11 protein-coding genes are annotated in these 16,281 nt (G+C 72.0%); 6 read left to right on the top strand and 5 right to left on the bottom strand.

Annotated features, from left to right (window positions below; translation table 11 throughout):
* Positions 1 to 32: 32 nt before the first annotated feature.
* The 3 genes from ACWCP6_RS00580 to ACWCP6_RS00570 all read right to left on the bottom strand — a co-directional run bounded on the left by ACWCP6_RS00580 (position 33) and on the right by ACWCP6_RS00570 (position 3,595).
* Complete coding sequence (locus ACWCP6_RS00580) at positions 33 to 1,151, bottom strand: TolB family protein (RefSeq protein ID WP_450930105.1); 1,119 nt, start codon at positions 1,149 to 1,151, stop codon at positions 33 to 35.
* A gap of 82 nt (positions 1,152 to 1,233) precedes the next feature.
* Positions 1,234 to 2,664, bottom strand: coding sequence for an MFS transporter (locus ACWCP6_RS00575; RefSeq protein WP_450930104.1), 1,431 nt, complete (start codon positions 2,662 to 2,664; stop codon positions 1,234 to 1,236).
* A 1-nt stretch (position 2,665) separates the two neighbouring features.
* Positions 2,666 to 3,595, bottom strand: a complete 930-nt coding sequence (locus tag ACWCP6_RS00570; protein WP_450930529.1) for an alkaline phosphatase family protein — start codon at positions 3,593 to 3,595, stop codon at positions 2,666 to 2,668.
* Between the two features lie 247 nt (positions 3,596 to 3,842).
* Here ACWCP6_RS00570 and ACWCP6_RS00565 point away from each other — a divergent pair, with 247 nt between their 5' ends.
* Complete coding sequence (locus tag ACWCP6_RS00565; protein ID WP_450930103.1) at positions 3,843 to 6,836, top strand: bifunctional [glutamine synthetase] adenylyltransferase/[glutamine synthetase]-adenylyl-L-tyrosine phosphorylase; 2,994 nt, start codon at positions 3,843 to 3,845, stop codon at positions 6,834 to 6,836.
* A gap of 255 nt (positions 6,837 to 7,091) precedes the next feature.
* Here ACWCP6_RS00565 and ACWCP6_RS00560 read toward each other — a convergent pair whose 3' ends face one another.
* Both ACWCP6_RS00560 and ACWCP6_RS00555 read right to left on the bottom strand, forming a co-directional pair.
* Complete coding sequence (locus ACWCP6_RS00560) at positions 7,092 to 7,946, bottom strand: phosphatase PAP2 family protein (RefSeq protein WP_450930102.1); 855 nt, start codon at positions 7,944 to 7,946, stop codon at positions 7,092 to 7,094.
* 329 nt (positions 7,947 to 8,275) lie between these two features.
* Entirely contained in the window at positions 8,276 to 9,310 is a 1,035-nt protein-coding gene (locus ACWCP6_RS00555; RefSeq protein ID WP_450930101.1) for a LacI family DNA-binding transcriptional regulator, read from the bottom strand.
* 336 nt (positions 9,311 to 9,646) lie between these two features.
* Here ACWCP6_RS00555 and ACWCP6_RS00550 point away from each other — a divergent pair, with 336 nt between their 5' ends.
* The 5 genes from ACWCP6_RS00550 to ACWCP6_RS00530 all read left to right on the top strand — a co-directional run bounded on the left by ACWCP6_RS00550 (position 9,647) and on the right by ACWCP6_RS00530 (position 16,179).
* Complete coding sequence (locus ACWCP6_RS00550; protein ID WP_450930100.1) at positions 9,647 to 10,921, top strand: extracellular solute-binding protein; 1,275 nt, start codon at positions 9,647 to 9,649, stop codon at positions 10,919 to 10,921.
* Between the two features lie 73 nt (positions 10,922 to 10,994).
* The gene (locus ACWCP6_RS00545; protein WP_450930099.1) at positions 10,995 to 11,999 is read left to right on the top strand and encodes a carbohydrate ABC transporter permease; all 1,005 of its coding nucleotides are present in this window, start codon (positions 10,995 to 10,997) and stop codon (positions 11,997 to 11,999) included.
* A 19-nt stretch (positions 12,000 to 12,018) separates the two neighbouring features.
* Positions 12,019 to 12,888, top strand: a complete 870-nt coding sequence (locus ACWCP6_RS00540) for a sugar ABC transporter permease (protein ID WP_450930098.1) — start codon at positions 12,019 to 12,021, stop codon at positions 12,886 to 12,888.
* 80 nt (positions 12,889 to 12,968) lie between these two features.
* Entirely contained in the window at positions 12,969 to 14,678 is a 1,710-nt protein-coding gene (locus ACWCP6_RS00535; protein WP_450930097.1) for a glycoside hydrolase family 13 protein, read from the top strand.
* A gap of 127 nt (positions 14,679 to 14,805) precedes the next feature.
* Positions 14,806 to 16,179: an alpha-amylase gene (locus ACWCP6_RS00530; RefSeq protein ID WP_450930096.1), complete on the top strand. Its 1,374-nt coding sequence runs from the start codon at positions 14,806 to 14,808 to the stop codon at positions 16,177 to 16,179.
* Positions 16,180 to 16,281 lie beyond the last annotated feature (102 nt).

Raw genomic sequence — 16,281 nt, 5'->3', positions numbered from 1 at the left:
CCTGCCCCGGCCGGTGCGCCCGCCCGGGGCGATCAGGGGAGATACGCGGGGGAGACCGCCGCGGTCGTCAGACGGCGCGGTGCTCCCGTGCCGTCCGCCGGGACCGTGTAGAGGTCGGCGCCGTAGTCGCCGGGCAGTGCGTAGGTCAGGGTGCGGTCGTCGCGCCAGACCGCCTGGTCGTCGACGCTGCGGGTCTCGGCGAGCGGGGTTTCGCGCCCGGTGCGCAGGTCCAGGACGTAGAGCCGCCAGGGCGCGTCGGCGGGCAGGCCCTCGACGCGCTTCTTGAACGCGATACGGGTGCCGTCGGGGGAGAGCGAGGGGCACTCGACGTTCGACCGGAGGGCCGTGACGGTCCGGGTGCGCAGGTCGCCGCGGACCAGACGGGTGCTGCCGTGCGTGGCGAGCGTCGCGTAGAAGTGGCGGTCGTCGGCGGCGAAGGTGACGCCCCAGAAGTTCACGTCCGACGCGTGGTACGGACGCCCGTCCATGACGATCCGGAACGCCTCCAGCGACGGGATGAGGCTCCCCGTGCGGGTGTCCGCGATCGCCGCCCGCGTCGAGAAGTTCGTCCCGGCGTAGGAGTCGCCGCCGACGAACGCGGTCCACGCGACGTAGCGGCCGCTCGGCGAGACCCGGGCCCGGGAGGGGATGCCCGGCACGTCGTAGCGGGCCCGCTCCTTCAGATGTGCGTCGAGCACGACCGCGCGATAGGTGTCCTGGACCGGGCCGTGCACCGCCTGGAGGCAGATCCCGGTGCCCGAATCGGCGTAGAAGCGCAGGCACTTGACGCGCGCCGCGGTCCGCTCCGCTCCCGGCCGGCCCGCCGGCACGGCCGTCAGCTCGTCGCGGTGCGGGCCCCATGCCATGTTCCGGAAGACCAGCAGACCCCTGCCGTCCAGCGCCACGTGCCCTGCCGTGATCCGCGGGCCGCCGGGCCGCGCCCGGTCCCGGCGGTCGGCGCGCTCCGCGGCGTGCAGCACCGACGCCACCGCGACCGCCGCGAGGACGACGACGGCGCCCAGGAGCACGAGCAGCCGGGTCAGCGTGCCCGGGCGGACGGCAGCGGTGGAGGGCGCACCGGTCGTGGGCGGTGTGCCGGGCGCGGTCGCGGCGTCGGTCGTGGACGGGGCGTCGGGCGCGCGGTCGGTCATGCGGAGGCCTCGTTCCGGGCGGGTGCGGGTGCGGGTGCGGGTGCGGGTGCGGGTCCGGGTGTGGGGGTGATCCGGTGGGCGGTCATGCCGCGGCGGCGCCTTCCGCGGCAGCGGCCGGTCCGACCGGGCGGAGGTACGCGGCGCAGGCGAGCCCCGCCGTGAGGGCGACGGCCGCCACGGTGAGCGCCGTCCGGTCGCCCCAGGCGGTCCAGGCGGCACCGAAGGCGAGGGAGCAGACGAACCGGGCGAGCGCCTGTCCCGTCTGCACCAGGGCCAGGCCGGACGAGCGCAGTTCGGCGGGCACGCCGTCCGACGCGGCGGCCATCAGGACGCCGTCGGTCGCCGCGTAGAAGCCGCCGTGCAGCAGGAGCACGGCGTACGGAAGGAGCGCGGTGTACGGTGCGCCACCGTGCTGCCGGGGCGCGAGCAGCAGGCCGTACGCGAGCAGCAGCGTGCCGTGCCCCGCGAGGAAGACCCGCCACCGGCCGGCCCGGTCGGCGAGCCGCCCCAGCGGCACGGCGAGCAGCAGGAACGCCGCCGCGGTGCCCAGCGGCAGCAGCGCGAACCAGCGCTCCGGCACCCCGAGGCGCCGTTGCAGCAGCAGATAGACGAACGAGTCGCTGACCGTGGCGAGGCCGAGCAGCAGCGCGCATACGGTGATCCGCCGCAGCTCCCGGCCCTGCAGGAGGGCGACGGCCCGGCGGAGGGTGGGGCGGGGCGCGGACGCCCGCGGCCCCTGCGGACCGGGTGCGGCCGCCGCCGTGCCCCCGGTCGTCCCGGCACGCGCCGCGTCCCCGGGCGGAGGCACGGTGCCCCCGGACGTGCCCGCGAGGCCCGTCGCCCCGGACGTGCCCGCCCGTCTCCCCGGCACGAACAGCACCAGCACCAGCACCCCGACCACCGCGACGCAGAAGCTCACCGTGAACACGGCGTCGTAGCCGTCCACCGTGGCGCGCAGGATCAGGAACGCCACGAGCGGGCCGAGCAGCGCGCCCGCCGTGTCCATGGCGCGGTGCACACCGAAGGCACGGCCCCGGGACGCGGGGTCGCTGGAGAGCGAGATGAGGGCGTCGCGGGGCGCGGTGCGCAGGCCCTTGCCCGTGCGGTCGGCGGCCAGGACCGCGCCGATGAGGGGCAGTGAGTGCACGGCCAGCAGCAGGGGTTTGCACACGGCCGACAGTCCGTAGCCGATGGCGGCCACCGTCTTGTGGCGGCCGTCGGCGCCCCGGTCGGCGAGATGTCCGCCCACCAGCCGCACCAGCGCCGAGAAACCGTTGTAGACGCCGTCGAGGAGGCCGAACCCGAGGGGCGAGAGGCCGAGCCCGACGACCAGGTAGAGGGGCAGGACCGCACTGACCATCTCCGACGACACATCGGTGATCAGGCTGACCGTGCCCAGCGCCAGCACCGTGGGGGCGACCGCCGCGCGCCGCCCGGCCGGAAGGTTCCCGGTCCGGGCGGCGCGCTCGGCGGACGGCTCCGCGCGGGCCGCGCGGCTGTCCGCTACGTACATGTCAGGACGTCCAGATGCCGGTGATGTCCTGGGCGGAGCCCGAGTTGCCCGCGTGCCCGAGGCCGTGCATGTCCTCGAGCGTGTGCAGCAGGTCGTAGTGGTTGTAGGTGGTGGTCGAGGACGAGCCCGGCGTCACCTGCTGGCCGTACAGGACGGTCGGGATGCGGTTGCCGCTGAGCCGGTTGTCCTCGTCGAAGGTGACGACGAGCAGGCTGTTGTGGGTCTTCGCCCAGGTCGCGTACGCGCCCAGGTTGTTCTGCAGCCAGGTGTCCCCGGTCGACACCGAGCAGTCGTGCATGTCGCTGCACAGGTTCGGGACGACGAACGACACCTGGGGGAGGGTCGTGTAGTCGGTCGGGAACTGGGCGAACGTCTTCGCGCTCGACGTCGGTACGTTGCTGAAGCCGAACCACGGGTTGTGCTTGCGGGCGTACTTGCCGCTGCTGCAGGTGGTCGAACCCTGGCTGGGCAGCGTCTCGTTGTAGCTCGCCCAGGTCTTGCCCGCGCCGATCAGTTCGGACGCGAGGTTCGGCGCCGAGCTGAAGCCGGGCGTGTAGCAGCTGTCGTCGGTGATGCCCTGCGTGGAACCGGAGAACAGGGCGAAGTAGTTGGGCTGGCTGGGGTGGGTCTCGGCGAACGACTGCGACAGGTTGGCGCCACCGGTCTTCAGCGAGTTGATGTACGGCGCCCTGGAGGAGCCGATGACCTGGCTGTACGCGTGGTTCTCGAACACCACGACGACGACGTGGTCCGGCGTGGGCACCCCGGCCGCGGCCTGCGCGGACGAGCTGCCGATACCGGTCCACAGGCCGATGGCGGTGGCGGCCAGTGCCACCGCTCCGGCGACGGCGGCGCGGCTGCGGCGGAACAGTGATCTGTCGGGCACGGGGACCTCCGGTGGGGGTGGGCGGGGGCGGTGCGGACAGAGCATGCTCACGCCAAGATGCCCCCGCCGTACGGCGCTCCACAACCCATATGAAGAACGGATGAACGTCCGCCGGGCCTCCCGGCCGGCCGGGAGGCCCTTCCGCGCCGGACGTGCCGGGCGCCCACGGGCCCCGCGCGGGGACGCCGGCCGTCGCGGGCGCGCGGTGTCCGCGGCCCGCCCCGGCGCTCCGCCCGCCGCCTGCGGTTAGGCTCAGGAACGAGGCGTGATCGGCGGACCGAGGAGGCGGGCGATGACGGTGCCGCAAGGGCGCAGGAGCAGTACCTTCACGCGGCTGTTGCGGCACGGCTTCACCGACCCGTCCGCCGCCGAGCGGCTGCTCGACTCCGCCGCGCTGGCGAGCGTACGCACCGACCCGGTGCTGCTGGACGCGCTGGGCGCCTGCGCCGACCCCGACCTGGCCCTGCACGGTCTCGTACGCCTTTCGGAGGCGCAGCCCGACGACATCGGCCGCCGGGAGCTCCTCGACACGCTCGTCGCCGCGAAACCGCTGCGCGACCGGCTGCTCGGCGTGCTCGGCGCGTCCGAGGCACTCGCCGACCATCTGGCCCGGCACCCGCGCGACTGGCAGGCCCTCGTGACCTACGAGGCGCAGGACCTCCACCCCGGTCTCGCCGAGTTCGAGCGCGGCCTGGCCGGCGCCCACGACCCCGTGTCGCTGCGCATCGCCTACCGCCGGTGCCTGCTGTCGATCGCGGCCCGCGACGTCTGCGGCACCACGGACATCGCCGAGACCGCCGCCGAGCTCGCCGACCTCGCGACCGCGACCCTGCGGGCGGCCCTCGGCATCGCGCGCGCCGCCGCCCCCGAGGACGCCGCGATGTGCCGCCTCGCCGTCATCGCCATGGGCAAGTGCGGTGGCCACGAGCTGAACTACGTGTCCGACGTGGACGTCATCTTCGTCGGTGAGCCCACCGAGGGCGCCGACGAGGCCAAGGCGCTGCGCGCCGCGACCCGTCTCGCCTCGCACATGATGCGGATCTGCTCCGAGACGACCGTCGAGGGCGCCATCTGGCCCGTCGACGCCAACCTGCGGCCCGAGGGCCGCAACGGCCCGCTCGTCCGCACCCTCTCCTCCCACCTCGCCTACTACCAGCGCTGGGCCAAGACCTGGGAGTTCCAGGCGCTGCTCAAGGCCCGCCCGGTCGCCGGGGACATGGAACTCGGCGAGGAGTACGTCGAGACGCTCGCGCCCCTCGTCTGGCAGGCCGCCGAGCGCGACAACTTCGTCGCCGACGTCCAGAAGATGCGGCGCAGGGTGGTCGAGAACATCCCCGCCGGCGAGATCGAGCGCGAGCTGAAACTCGGCCCCGGAGGCCTGCGGGACGTCGAATTCGCCGTCCAGCTGCTCCAGTTGGTGCACGGCCGCTCCGACACGACGCTGCGCAGCGGCACCACCCTCGACGCGCTCCAGGCGCTGGCCGACGGCGGATACGTCGGCCGTGTCGACGCCACCCAGCTCGACGACGCCTACCGCTTCCTGCGGTCCCTGGAGCACCGCATCCAGCTGTACCGTCTGCGCCGCACCCATCTGGTCCCCGAGGACGAGCGCGACCAGCGGCGCATCGGCCGCTCCCTCGGCCTGCGCACCGACCCGATCACCGAGCTGAACCGCGCCTGGCGGCGCCACACCACCGTCGTGCGCCGGCTGCACGAGAAGCTCTTCTACCGTCCGCTGCTCGACGCCGTCGCCCAACTCGCCCCCGGCGAGGCCCGGCTGAGCGCCGACGCCGCCCGCGAACGCCTCGTCGCGCTCGGCTACGCCGACCCGGCGGCCGCCCTGCGTCATCTGGAGGCCCTCGCCTCAGGGGTGACCCGCAAGTCGGCCATCCAGCGCACCCTGCTGCCGGTCCTGCTCGGCTGGTTCGCCGACTCGGCCGACCCCGACGCGGGACTCCTCGGCTTCCGCAAGGTCTCCGACGCGCTCGGCAAGACCCCCTGGTACCTGCGGCTGCTGCGCGACGAGGGCGCCGCTGCCGAGAACCTGGCCCGGGTGCTCTCCGCCGGGCGCCTCGCCCCCGACCTGCTCATGCGCGCCCCGGAGGCGGTGGCGCTGCTCGGCGACCCGAGCGGGCTCGAACCCCGCTCGCGCGCCCACCTGGAGCAGGAGGTCCTGGCCGCCGTCGGCCGTGCGGACGGCGCCGAGCAGGGGGTCGGCGCGGCCCGCGGCGTGCGCCGCCGCGAGCTCTTCCGCACCGCCGCCGCCGACATCATCGCCTCCTACGGCACCGAGGACACCCCGGCCGAGCCCGACCAGGGCGCCCTCGTCGACCGGGTCGGCGCCGCCGTCTCCGACCTGACGGCGGCGACCCTCGCGGGCACCCTCCGTGCGGTCGTGCGCGACGGCTGGGGCGACGAACTCCCCACCCGTTTCGCCGTCATCGGCATGGGCCGGTTCGGCGGCAACGAACTGGGCTACGGCTCCGACGCGGACGTCCTGTTCGTGCACGAGCCCCGCGAAGGGGTGGACGAGCAGGAGGCGGCCAAGGCCGCGGGCACCGTCGTCGCCGAGATGCGCCGGCTGCTGCAACTGCCCAGTCAGGACCCGCCGTTGCTCATCGACGCGGATCTGCGCCCCGAGGGCAAGTCGGGCCCGCTGGTGCGCACACTGGGTTCGTACCAGGCGTACTACCAGCGCTGGTCGCTGGTCTGGGAGTCGCAGGCGCTGCTGCGCGCCGAGCACGTCGCCGGCGACGAGGACCTGGGCCGCCGCTTCATCGACCTCATCGCCCCCCTCCGCTACCCGGCCGAGGGGCTCGGCGAGGACGCCGTGCGCGAGATCCGGCGGCTGAAGGCCCGTATGGAGTCCGAACGGCTGCCGCGGGGTGCCGACCCGACCCTCCACGCCAAGCTCGGCCGCGGCGGGCTCTCCGACGTCGAGTGGACCGTGCAGCTGTTCCAGCTCCAGCACGGTTGGGTGGAGCCGGGCCTGCGCACCACCCGCACCCGGGAGGCGCTCGCCGCCGCGTGCGCCGCCGAGCTGGTGTCCGGCGAGGACGCAGCCGTGCTGGACGAGGCATGGGTCCTCGCGACCCGGGTGCGCAACGCGGTGATGCTGGTGCGCGGCAGGCCCGGCGACACCTTCCCGTCCGACGGACGGGAGCTGGCCGCGGTCGGCCGCTACCTCGGATACGGCCCGGGCCACGTCGGGGACATGCTCGACGACTACCGGCGTACGACCCGCAGGGCTCGGGCCGTGGTCGAGGAGCTGTTCTACGGGGCGTGACGCCTACGGCGGGCCGGGGGCCCGAAGCTCTCCGACGGGTGGAGACCCCACGGCTGGCGCAGGCACCGGGCGCCAGGGGCAGGGCCGGGCCGACCAGGGCTTCGAGCTCGCCCTCGCGGGCTTTCCGGCGCACGCCGGGGTCGTGGGAGCGGTGACTCTCCGCGGCCGCCCGGCGCGCGGAGCAGCAGGCGCCGGGTGCCCCGGACGCCGGTGGCGCCGCAACGCGGCCACGCCCCGACGGGACGCCGCCGTCCCTCAGCGCAGCGGGGGAGCGGCCGAACCCGCGGCCGCCGGCCACGGCCCCAGGGACCGGGGCAGCTCGTGCGGCGCTGCCCCGTACCAGACCCGGGCCGCCGCCAGGCCGATGCCCAGGCACACCGTGCCCCCGGCCGCGTCGAGCCAGAAGTGGTTGGCGGTGGCGACGATGACGACGAGGGTGGCTGCGGGGTACAGCAGACCGATGACCCGCACCCACGGCACCGACGCCAGCGCCGCGACGGTGAGGCCGCACCACAGGGACCAGCCGATGTGCATGGACGGCATCGCCGCGTACTGGTTCGACATGTGCTTCAGGTCGCCGGAGGCCATGGAGCCCCAGGTGTGGTGGACCAGCACCGTGTCGACGAACCGCCCGTCCGGCATCAGGCGAGGCGGTGCCAGCGGGAAGTAGTAGTACCCGAGCAGGGCGACCGCCGTCGTCGCGAAGAGGGCCAGGCGCGCCGCCGCGTAGCGCCCCGGATGCCATCGGAACAGCCATACGAGGACGGCCAGCGTCACGATGAAGTGCAGGGTGGCGTAGTAGTAGTTCATACCGACGATCAGCCATGTCATGGCGTTGGACGCGTGATTGACCGACCGCTCGACGGCGATCCCGAGGGTCTGCTCGGCCGTCCAGATCCAGTGGGCGTTGCGCACCGCCTGGCCGCGCTGTTCCGGCACCGCGTTGCGGATCAGCGAGTACGTCCAGTAACTCGCCCCGATGAGCAGGATCTCGAACCAGATCCGCGGCCTGCGCGGTGCACGCATCCGCCGTACGAGAGGGCGGACCCCGGCATCCGCGCCGGTGGCCCCCTTCCGGGCTTCCAGTGCCGTCACGGTCGTCTCACCCATAGGGACCACCCATAGGGACACAGTGTGCCAGAAATCCCACCTATGCCCGATGATCCCGCGGCCGGGTCATATGTGCATTCCCTGGCACTTGGGGGAAACCTCCGGGAAGTCTCTTGCACGGACGGGTGACGGCCCGGCGGTCGGTGTGCGTAGCACGGAAACGGCCGCGTGGTCTGCGGGCACGACGACTGCCGCGTGGTCTGCGCGGACCGGGACGGCCGCGCGCACGGAGGCGGCCGCGCGTACGGCAACGGCCGGGCTGCTCACGCGCGGCGACGGCCGGGGGCGGTCCCTGCGCGGGTGCGGCGGTGTCGGGCGCGGCGCACCCCCTAAGCGCGGGCGCGGTCCCCCGGGGCCGAGGCGGTTGAACCCCGTACGACGAGCTCCGGCATGAAGACGAACTCGCTCGGCGGGGCCGGCGTCCCGCCTATGGCCTCCAGCAGCGTGCGCACCGCGGCCTGCCCCATCGCGGGCACCGGCTTGCGGATCGTGGTGAGCGGCGGATCGGTGAAGGCGATCAGCGGGGAATCGTCGAACCCCACCACGGAGATGTCGTCCGGCACCTCCAGGCCGCGCTGCCGGGCCGCCCTGATGGCGCCGAGTGCCATCATGTCGCTGGCGCACACGATGGCCGTGCAGTCGCGGTCCATGAGCGCGGAGGCCGCGGCCTGGCCGCCCTCCAGGCTGTACAGGGAGTGCTCGACCAGTCGCTCCTCGACGTCCTCGGCGCCGAGGTCCAGCAGGTCCTGCATGACGCGGACGAATCCCTCTATCTTCCGCTGGACCGGGACGAACCGCTTGGGGCCGAGTGCCAGCCCGATCCGGCTGTGGCCGAGCGACACGAGGTGCGTCACCGCGAGCTGCATGGCCGCCCGGTCGTCCGGCGAGATGAACGGCGCCCGCACCTTCGGCGAGTAGCCGTCGACGAGCACGAAAGGCACGCCCTGGCCGCGCAGCTGCTCGTAGCGCTCCATGTCGGCGTTGGTGTCCGCGTGCAGCCCCGAGGCGATGATGATGCCCGCGACGCCGCGGTCCACCAGCATCTCGGTCAGCTCGTCCTCGGTGGAGCCGCCCGGTGTCTGGGTGGCCAGGATGGGGGTGTACCCCTGGCGGGTCAGGGCCTGGCCGATGACCTGGGCGAGGGCGGGGAATATGGGGTTCTCCAGCTCCGGCGTGATCAGCCCGACCAGGCCGGCGCTGCGCTGGCGCAGCCGCACCGGACGCTCGTAGCCGAGCACGTCGAGCGCGGCCAGCACGGACTGGCGGGTGGTCGCGGCGACCCCCGGCTTGCCGTTGAGCACCCGGCTGACGGTCGCCTCGCTGACCCCCGCCTGGGCTGCGATGTCGGCGAGCCGTGCGGTCACAGGGGTGGACTGTACCGGGCGGCCGTCGGACCGCCCACCAACGGGCCGCCGGTCGCCGCCCGTTATGGGGGTGCCCCCGCTCGGGCGAGGCCGAGAGTCAGGGAGGTCCGCCGAGGGCTGCTCCGTCATTGCGCTCCTTGTATCCCCATGTCCCCGTATGTGCGTACGCAGGGATCATCCCTGGCCACAGCCCGTGAAGCAAGACCTTGCAAGGCCTTGCGAAATCACTTGCACTTTTTTGCTGCAAGGTCTTTCGCCAGGATTGCATCGCTGTTACGTTCACGTCGCCCGGCGGCCGCAAAGGTGCGATACGCGGGCCAGACCCAAGGAGAACTCATGCGGCGTGGCATAGCGGCCACCGCGCTCGTGGCATCCCTCGCCCTCGCGGCGACGGCCTGCGGCGGCAGTGACAGCAGCGACACCAAGGCGGACGGCCCCGTCACCCTCACCTGGTGGGACACCTCCAACGCCACCAACGAGGCCCCGACGTACAAGGCCCTGGTGAAGCAGTTCGAGAAGGCGAACCCCACCGTCAAGGTCAAGTACGTCAACGTCCCCTTCGACCAGGCGCAGAACAAGTTCGACACCGCCGCGGGCAGCAAGGGCGCCCCGGACGTGCTGCGCTCCGAGGTCGGCTGGACCCCGGCGTTCGCGAAGAAGAGCTACTTCCTTCCGCTCGACGGCACCCCCGCCCTCGCCGACCAGGCCAAGTTCCAGCCCAGCCTGATCAAGCAGGCCCAGTACCAGGGCAAGACCTACGGGGTGCCGTTCGTCACCGACACCCTCGCGCTGGTCTACAACAAGGCGCTGTTCAAGCAGGCCGGCATCGACAAGGCGCCGACCAGCTGGAGCGACCTGAAGGCCGACGCCGCCAAGATCAAGGCCAAGACCGGCAAGGACGGCTACTGGGGCTCCACCCAGGCCTACTACGCGCAGCCGTACCTCTACGGTGAGGGCACCGACACCGTGGACGTGCCCGGCAAGAAGATCACCATCAAGAGCGCCGCCGCCGTCAAGGGCCTCAAGACCTGGCAGAGCCTGTTCGCCGGCAAGGGCCTGCACAAGGCCGACACCACCGCCGACGCGTACGCCCACATCCAGGACGCGTTCGTCAACGGCAAGGTCGCCGCGATCATCCAGGGCCCCTGGGAGATCACCAACTTCTACAAGGGCTCCGCCTTCAAGGACAAGGGCAACCTCGGCATCGCGCCCGTCCCGGCCGGTTCCTCCGGCAAGGCCGGCGCCCCGACCGGCGGCCACAACCTCGCCGTGTACGCGGGCTCCGACAAGGCCCACCAGCAGGCCGCGCTGAAGTTCGTGAAGTTCATGACCTCGCAGAAGGCGCAGGAGCAGATCGCCCTGAAGAACTCCACGCTGCCGACCCGCCAGGACGCCTACACGAGCCAGGTGCAGAGCGACCCCGGCATCGCCGGCTACCAGAAGGTCCTCTCCGTCGCCCAGCCGCGCCCGGCGCTGCCCGAGTACGGCTCCCTCTGGGGCCCGCTCGACACCGAGCTGCCGAAGATCGCCGGCGGCAAGGAGTCGCTGGACAAGGGCCTGGGCAACGCCGAGCTGGCGATGTCCAAGCTGGTTCCCGGCTTCAGCAAGTGACCCAGACCGCCGGGTCCGCCCCCGCGGGGCGGACCCGGCGGCCGCACGCCCCAGCCCCAGAAGGTGCCCCACCATGACAGTCGCCGTCGAGAGACCTGCCGCCCCCAGCAGCGGCGACCGTGCGCCCCGCCGCCCCGGTCCGCTGGAACGCCTCAAGCTCGCGTACCAGAGGCATTGGTACGCGTACGCGATGATCACCCCGGTCGTCGTCGTCCTCGGTGTCCTCGTCGGCTACCCGCTGGTGCGCGGCATCTATCTGACGTTCACCGACGCCAACAGCCTCAACTCGGCGCGCACCATCGGCGTCAACCACATCGCCGCCACCTACAAGTTCATCGGCATCGACAACTACGCCGACATCCTGTGGGGGCCCACCGCCTACGACAGGTTCTGGTCGCACTTCCTGTGGACCGTCGTCTGGACGGCGGTCTGCGTCACCCTGCACTACGTCCTCGGGCTGGGTCTCGCGCTGCTGCTCGACCAGAAGGTCCGCGGACGCACCCTCTACCGGCTGCTGCTGGTGCTGCCCTGGGCGGTGCCCACCTTCGTGACCGTCTTCTCGTGGCGGATCATGCTCGCCGACTCCGGGGCCATCAACTCCGTGCTCGGCTTCCTGCACCTGCCGCAGCCGGAGTGGCTCGAGGACACCTTCTTCCAGCGCCTCGCCGCCATCATGGTCAACACCTGGTGCGGTGTGCCGTTCATGATGCTGTCGCTGCTCGGCGGCCTGCAGTCGATCGACTCCTCCCTGTACGAGGCGGCCGAGATGGACGGTGCGAGCGCCTGGCAGCGTTTCCGGCACGTCACGCTGCCGGGCCTGCGGTCCGTCAGCTCCACCGTCGTCCTGCTCGGCATCATCTGGACCTTCAACCAGTTCGCCGTCATCTTCCTGCTGTTCGGCCCCACCGGCGGCCCCGACGCCCAGATCCTGGTCACCTGGGCCTACTACCTCGGCTTCGGCCAGCAGCCCCGCGACTTCGCGCAGTCCGCCGCGTACGGCGTGCTGCTGCTGTCGATCCTGGCCATCTTCACGTCCTTCTACTACCGCTGGCTGAACCGCAATGAGCAGCTCGCCTGACGCCGCAGGAGCCCTCCCCATGAGTACGACGACGACGCGCACGAGAAACGTCCGCCGGCGCGGCGAGCGCGGGCCGCTGGGTTCCGTCCTGGTGCACGGCACGCTGATCGTCGCGAGCCTCATCGCCCTGTTCCCGGTCGTGTGGCTGGTCTTCCTGTCCCTGGGCAGCCAGAAGGACGACTATCTGCACCCCGGGCGCATCCTCGGCAGGATCTCGCTGTCCAACTACAGCTTCGTGCTGGAGCGCACCAACTTCTTCAAGTGGCTCGAGTCCTCGCTGATCGTGTCCCTGGGCACCAGCATCATCGGCGTGCTGATCGCCGCCACCACGGGCTACGCGGTGTCGCGGATGCGCTTCCCGGGCTACCGGAAGCTGATGTGGGTGCTCCTGCTGACCCAGGCGTTCCCGATCGCGGTCCTGATCGTGCCGATGTACGAGATCCTCTCCGACCTCGGCCTCATCGACAGCTACCTCGGTCTGATCCTCGTCTACTGCTCCACCGCGGTGCCGTACTGCGCCTGGCTGCTCAAGGGCTACTTCGACACGATTCCGTTCGAGATCGACGAGGCGGGCCGGGTCGACGGTCTGTCGCCCTTCGGCACCTTCGCGCGGCTGATCCTGCCGCTGGCCAAGCCCGGTCTCGCGGTCGCCGCCTTCTACAGCTTCATCACCGCCTTCGGCGAGGTCGCGTTCGCCTCCACCTTCATGCTCGACGACCAGAAGTACACGTTCGCCGTCGGGCTGCAGAGCTTCGTCAGCGAGCACGACGCGCAGTGGAACTACATGGCCGCGACCGCGGTGCTGATCGCGATACCCGTCTCCGCGTTCTTCTACCTCGTCCAGAAGAACCTGGTCACCGGCCTCACCGCAGGCGGGACCAAGGGCTGAGCGGCCTCCTTCCGATGGGACACGTACCCGCCACCGCCGCACCCCCCACGCACACAACCCCCTTACGCAGCAAGGACGTCATGAGTCAGCACACCGCCGACCACACCGCCGCCGACCAGCCGCAGACCTCCTCCTGCGGTACCGCGACCACCCCCGGATGGTGGCGCGACGCCGTGATCTACCAGGTGTATCCGCGCAGCTTCGCCGACAGCGACGCCGACGGCATGGGCGACCTGGAGGGCGTGCGCTCCCGGCTTCCGTATCTGCGTGACCTCGGCGTCGACGCCGTCTGGCTGAGCCCGTTCTACGCATCGCCGCAGGCCGACGCCGGCTACGACGTCGCCGACTACCGGGCCGTCGACCCGATGTTCGGCAACCTGCTGGACGCCGACGCCGTGCTCCGGGACGCGCACGCGCTCGGTCTGCGGGTCATCGTCGACCTCGTGCCCAACCACTCCTCCGACCAGCACGAGTGGTTCAAGCGGGCGCTCGCCGAGGGCCCCGGCTCGCCGCTGCGGGAGCGCTACCACTTCCGCCCCGGCAAGGGCGCGGACGGCGAACTCCCCCCGAACGACTGGGAGTCCATCTTCGGCGGACCCGCCTGGACCCGGGTCACGGAACCGGACGGCACCCCCGGCGAGTGGTACCTCCACCTCTTCGCGCCCGAGCAGCCCGACTTCAACTGGGACCACCCGGCCGTCGGCGACGAGTTCCGCTCGATCCTGCGGTTCTGGCTGGACATGGGAGTCGACGGCTTCCGCATCGACGTGGCCCACGGCCTGGTGAAGGCACCCGGCCTGCCCGACCTCGGCGCGCACGACCAGCTGAAGCTGCTCGGCAACGACACGATGCCGTTCTTCGACCAGGACGGCGTACACGCCATCTACCGCTCGTGGCGCAAGATCCTCGACGAGTACGCGGGCGACCGCATCGCCGTCGCCGAGGCCTGGACCCCCACCATCGAGCGCACGGCCCTCTACGTCCGGCCGGACGAACTCCACCAGGCGTTCAACTTCCAGTACCTCGGCGCCCCCTGGGAGGCGGGCGAGCTGCGCGAGATCATCGACCGTTCCCTGGACTCCATGCGCCCGGTCGGCGCGCCGGCCACCTGGGTGCTGTCCAACCACGACGTCACCCGGCACGCCACGCGCTTCGCCAACCCGCCGGGTCTCGGCACCCAGATCCGTACCGCCGGGGACCGGGCGCTGGGCCTGCGCCGCGCCCGCGCCGCGACCCTGCTGATGCTGGCACTGCCCGGCTCCGCCTACGTCTACCAGGGCGAGGAGCTGGGCCTCCCGGACGTCGTGGACCTCCCGGACGAGGTGCGGCAGGACCCGTCGTTCTTCCGCGCCGCCGGCCAGGACGGCTTCCGCGACGGCTGCCGGGTGCCGATCCCGTGGACGGCCGACGGCCCCTCGTACGGCTTCGGCGCGGGCGGCTCCTGGCTGCCGCAGCCCGAGGGCTGGGGCGAACTGAGCGTCCAGGCGCAGACCGGGGTGCCCGGCTCCACGCTGGAGCTGTACCGTTCCGCGCTCGCCGCCCGCCGTGCCCACCCGGCGCTGGGCGCCGGCGACTCCGTGGAGTGGCTGGACGCGCCGGAGGGCGTCCTGGCGTTCCGCCGGCGGGCCGAGGGCCGCGGCTTCGTGTGCACCGCCAACACCACCGGAACGACGGTGCGGATCCCGGCGTACGGCGAGGTCGTCCTCGCCAGCACCACGGACCTGCCCGCCGTCACCGACGGCACGGTGCTGCTGCCCGCCGACACCACCGTCTGGTGGACCACCGCCTGATCACCGCGCCCGCGCGGTGACGATCTTCCGCCCGTCCGCCCCGGTCCGGGGCGGACGGGCGGAGCACAAGACGGCGCCCGGCGCCGAACACATCAGCCCGCACAGCGACGTGCAGGAGGAACCGAAGATGGCCGTGAGACGACGACTACCCATCGTGCTGGCCCTGGCGGCGGCGATGCTCACCCCGCCCGTCACCGCGGAGGCCTCCCCGCCCGGGACGAAGGACGTCACGGCCGTCCTCTTCGAATGGAACTACGCCTCGGTCGCGAAGGAGTGCACCCGCACCCTGGGCCCGGCGGGCTACGGCTACGTCCAGGTCTCCCCGCCCGCCGAGCACGTCCAGGGCCCCCAGTGGTGGACCTCGTACCAGCCGGTCAGCTACCGGATCGCCGGCCGGCTCGGCGACCGCGGCTCCTTCAGGAGCATGGTGGACACGTGTCACGCCGCCGGTGTGAAGGTGGTCGTGGACACGGTGGTCAACCACATGGCCGCCGGGTCCGGGACCGGCACCGGCGGGTCCTCGTACAGCAAGTACGACTATCCGGGCCTTTACTCGTACCCGGACTTCGACGACTGCACCTCCCAGGTCGTCAACTACCAGGACCGCTGGAACGTCCAGCACTGCGAGCTCGTCGGACTCGCCGACCTGGACACCGGCGAGGAGTACGTCCGCAAGGCGATCTCCGGGTACATGAACGACCTGCTCTCGCTCGGCGTCGACGGCTTCCGCATCGACGCGGCCAAGCACATACCCGCCGAGGACCTCGCGAACATCAAGTCCCGGCTCACCGACCCGAACGCCTACTGGAAGCAGGAGGTGATCTACGGCGAGGGAGAGGCCGTCCAGCCGTCCGAGTACCTGGGCAACGGCGACGTACAGGAGTTCCGCTACGCACGCGATCTGAAGCGGGTCTTCACGAGCGAGAAGCTCGCGTATCTGAAGAACTACGGCGAGGGCTGGGGCTATCTGTCCTCCGGCCGGGCCGGGGTCTTCGTCGACAACCACGACACCGAGCGGGGCGGTGACACCCTCAACTACAAGGACGGCAACCTCTACACCCTCGCCAACGTGTTCATGCTCGCCTGGCCGTACGGCTCACCCGACATCAACTCCGGCTACGAGTGGTCCGACAAGGACGCCGGACCCCCCAACGGCGGTCAGGTGAACGCCTGCTGGCAGGACGGCTGGAAGTGCCAGCACGCCTGGCCCGAGATCAAGTCCATGGTCGCCCTCCGCAACACCGCACGCGGGCAGGCGGTCACCGACTGGTGGGACAACGGCAACAACGCGATCGCCTTCGGGCGCGGCAGCAAGGCGTACGTCGCCATCAACCACGAGTCGTCCGCGCTGACCCGCACGTTCCAGACGTCGCTCGCCGCCGGGACGTACTGCGACGTCCAGAACAGCCGCACCGTCACGGTGGACGGCTCCGGCCGGTTCACGGCGACGCTCGGCCCGGGCACGGCGGTGGCCCTGCACACCGGCGCACGCAGCTGCTGACCGGTCCCCGGAACGGCCTTCTGTTCCGGCCGCCCCGCGCTCCCCCGTGGGGCGGCCACTCATCCCCTGGGAGTTCTGTCCGTGATACCTCCTGCCCTGAAA

Source organism: Streptomyces sp. NPDC002004, assembly GCF_053593975.1.
The sequence above is the reverse complement of the archived record's forward strand: the minus strand, read 5'-3'. Positions and strand labels throughout refer to the sequence as shown.

Coding starts and splice junctions, on each gene's coding strand:
- ACWCP6_RS00540 (WP_450930098.1), top strand. CDS start 12,019: ATGAGTACGACGACGACGCGCACGAGAAACGTCCGCCGGCGCGGCGAG.
- ACWCP6_RS00550 (WP_450930100.1), top strand. CDS start 9,647: ATGCGGCGTGGCATAGCGGCCACCGCGCTCGTGGCATCCCTCGCCCTC.
- ACWCP6_RS00560 (WP_450930102.1), bottom strand. CDS start 7,946: ATGGGTGAGACGACCGTGACGGCACTGGAAGCCCGGAAGGGGGCCACC.
- ACWCP6_RS00580 (WP_450930105.1), bottom strand. CDS start 1,151: ATGACCGACCGCGCGCCCGACGCCCCGTCCACGACCGACGCCGCGACC.
- ACWCP6_RS00545 (WP_450930099.1), top strand. CDS start 10,995: ATGACAGTCGCCGTCGAGAGACCTGCCGCCCCCAGCAGCGGCGACCGT.
- ACWCP6_RS00575 (WP_450930104.1), bottom strand. CDS start 2,664: ATGTACGTAGCGGACAGCCGCGCGGCCCGCGCGGAGCCGTCCGCCGAG.
- ACWCP6_RS00535 (WP_450930097.1), top strand. CDS start 12,969: ATGAGTCAGCACACCGCCGACCACACCGCCGCCGACCAGCCGCAGACC.
- ACWCP6_RS00565 (WP_450930103.1), top strand. CDS start 3,843: ATGACGGTGCCGCAAGGGCGCAGGAGCAGTACCTTCACGCGGCTGTTG.
- ACWCP6_RS00570 (WP_450930529.1), bottom strand. CDS start 3,595: ATGCTCTGTCCGCACCGCCCCCGCCCACCCCCACCGGAGGTCCCCGTG.
- ACWCP6_RS00530 (WP_450930096.1), top strand. CDS start 14,806: ATGGCCGTGAGACGACGACTACCCATCGTGCTGGCCCTGGCGGCGGCG.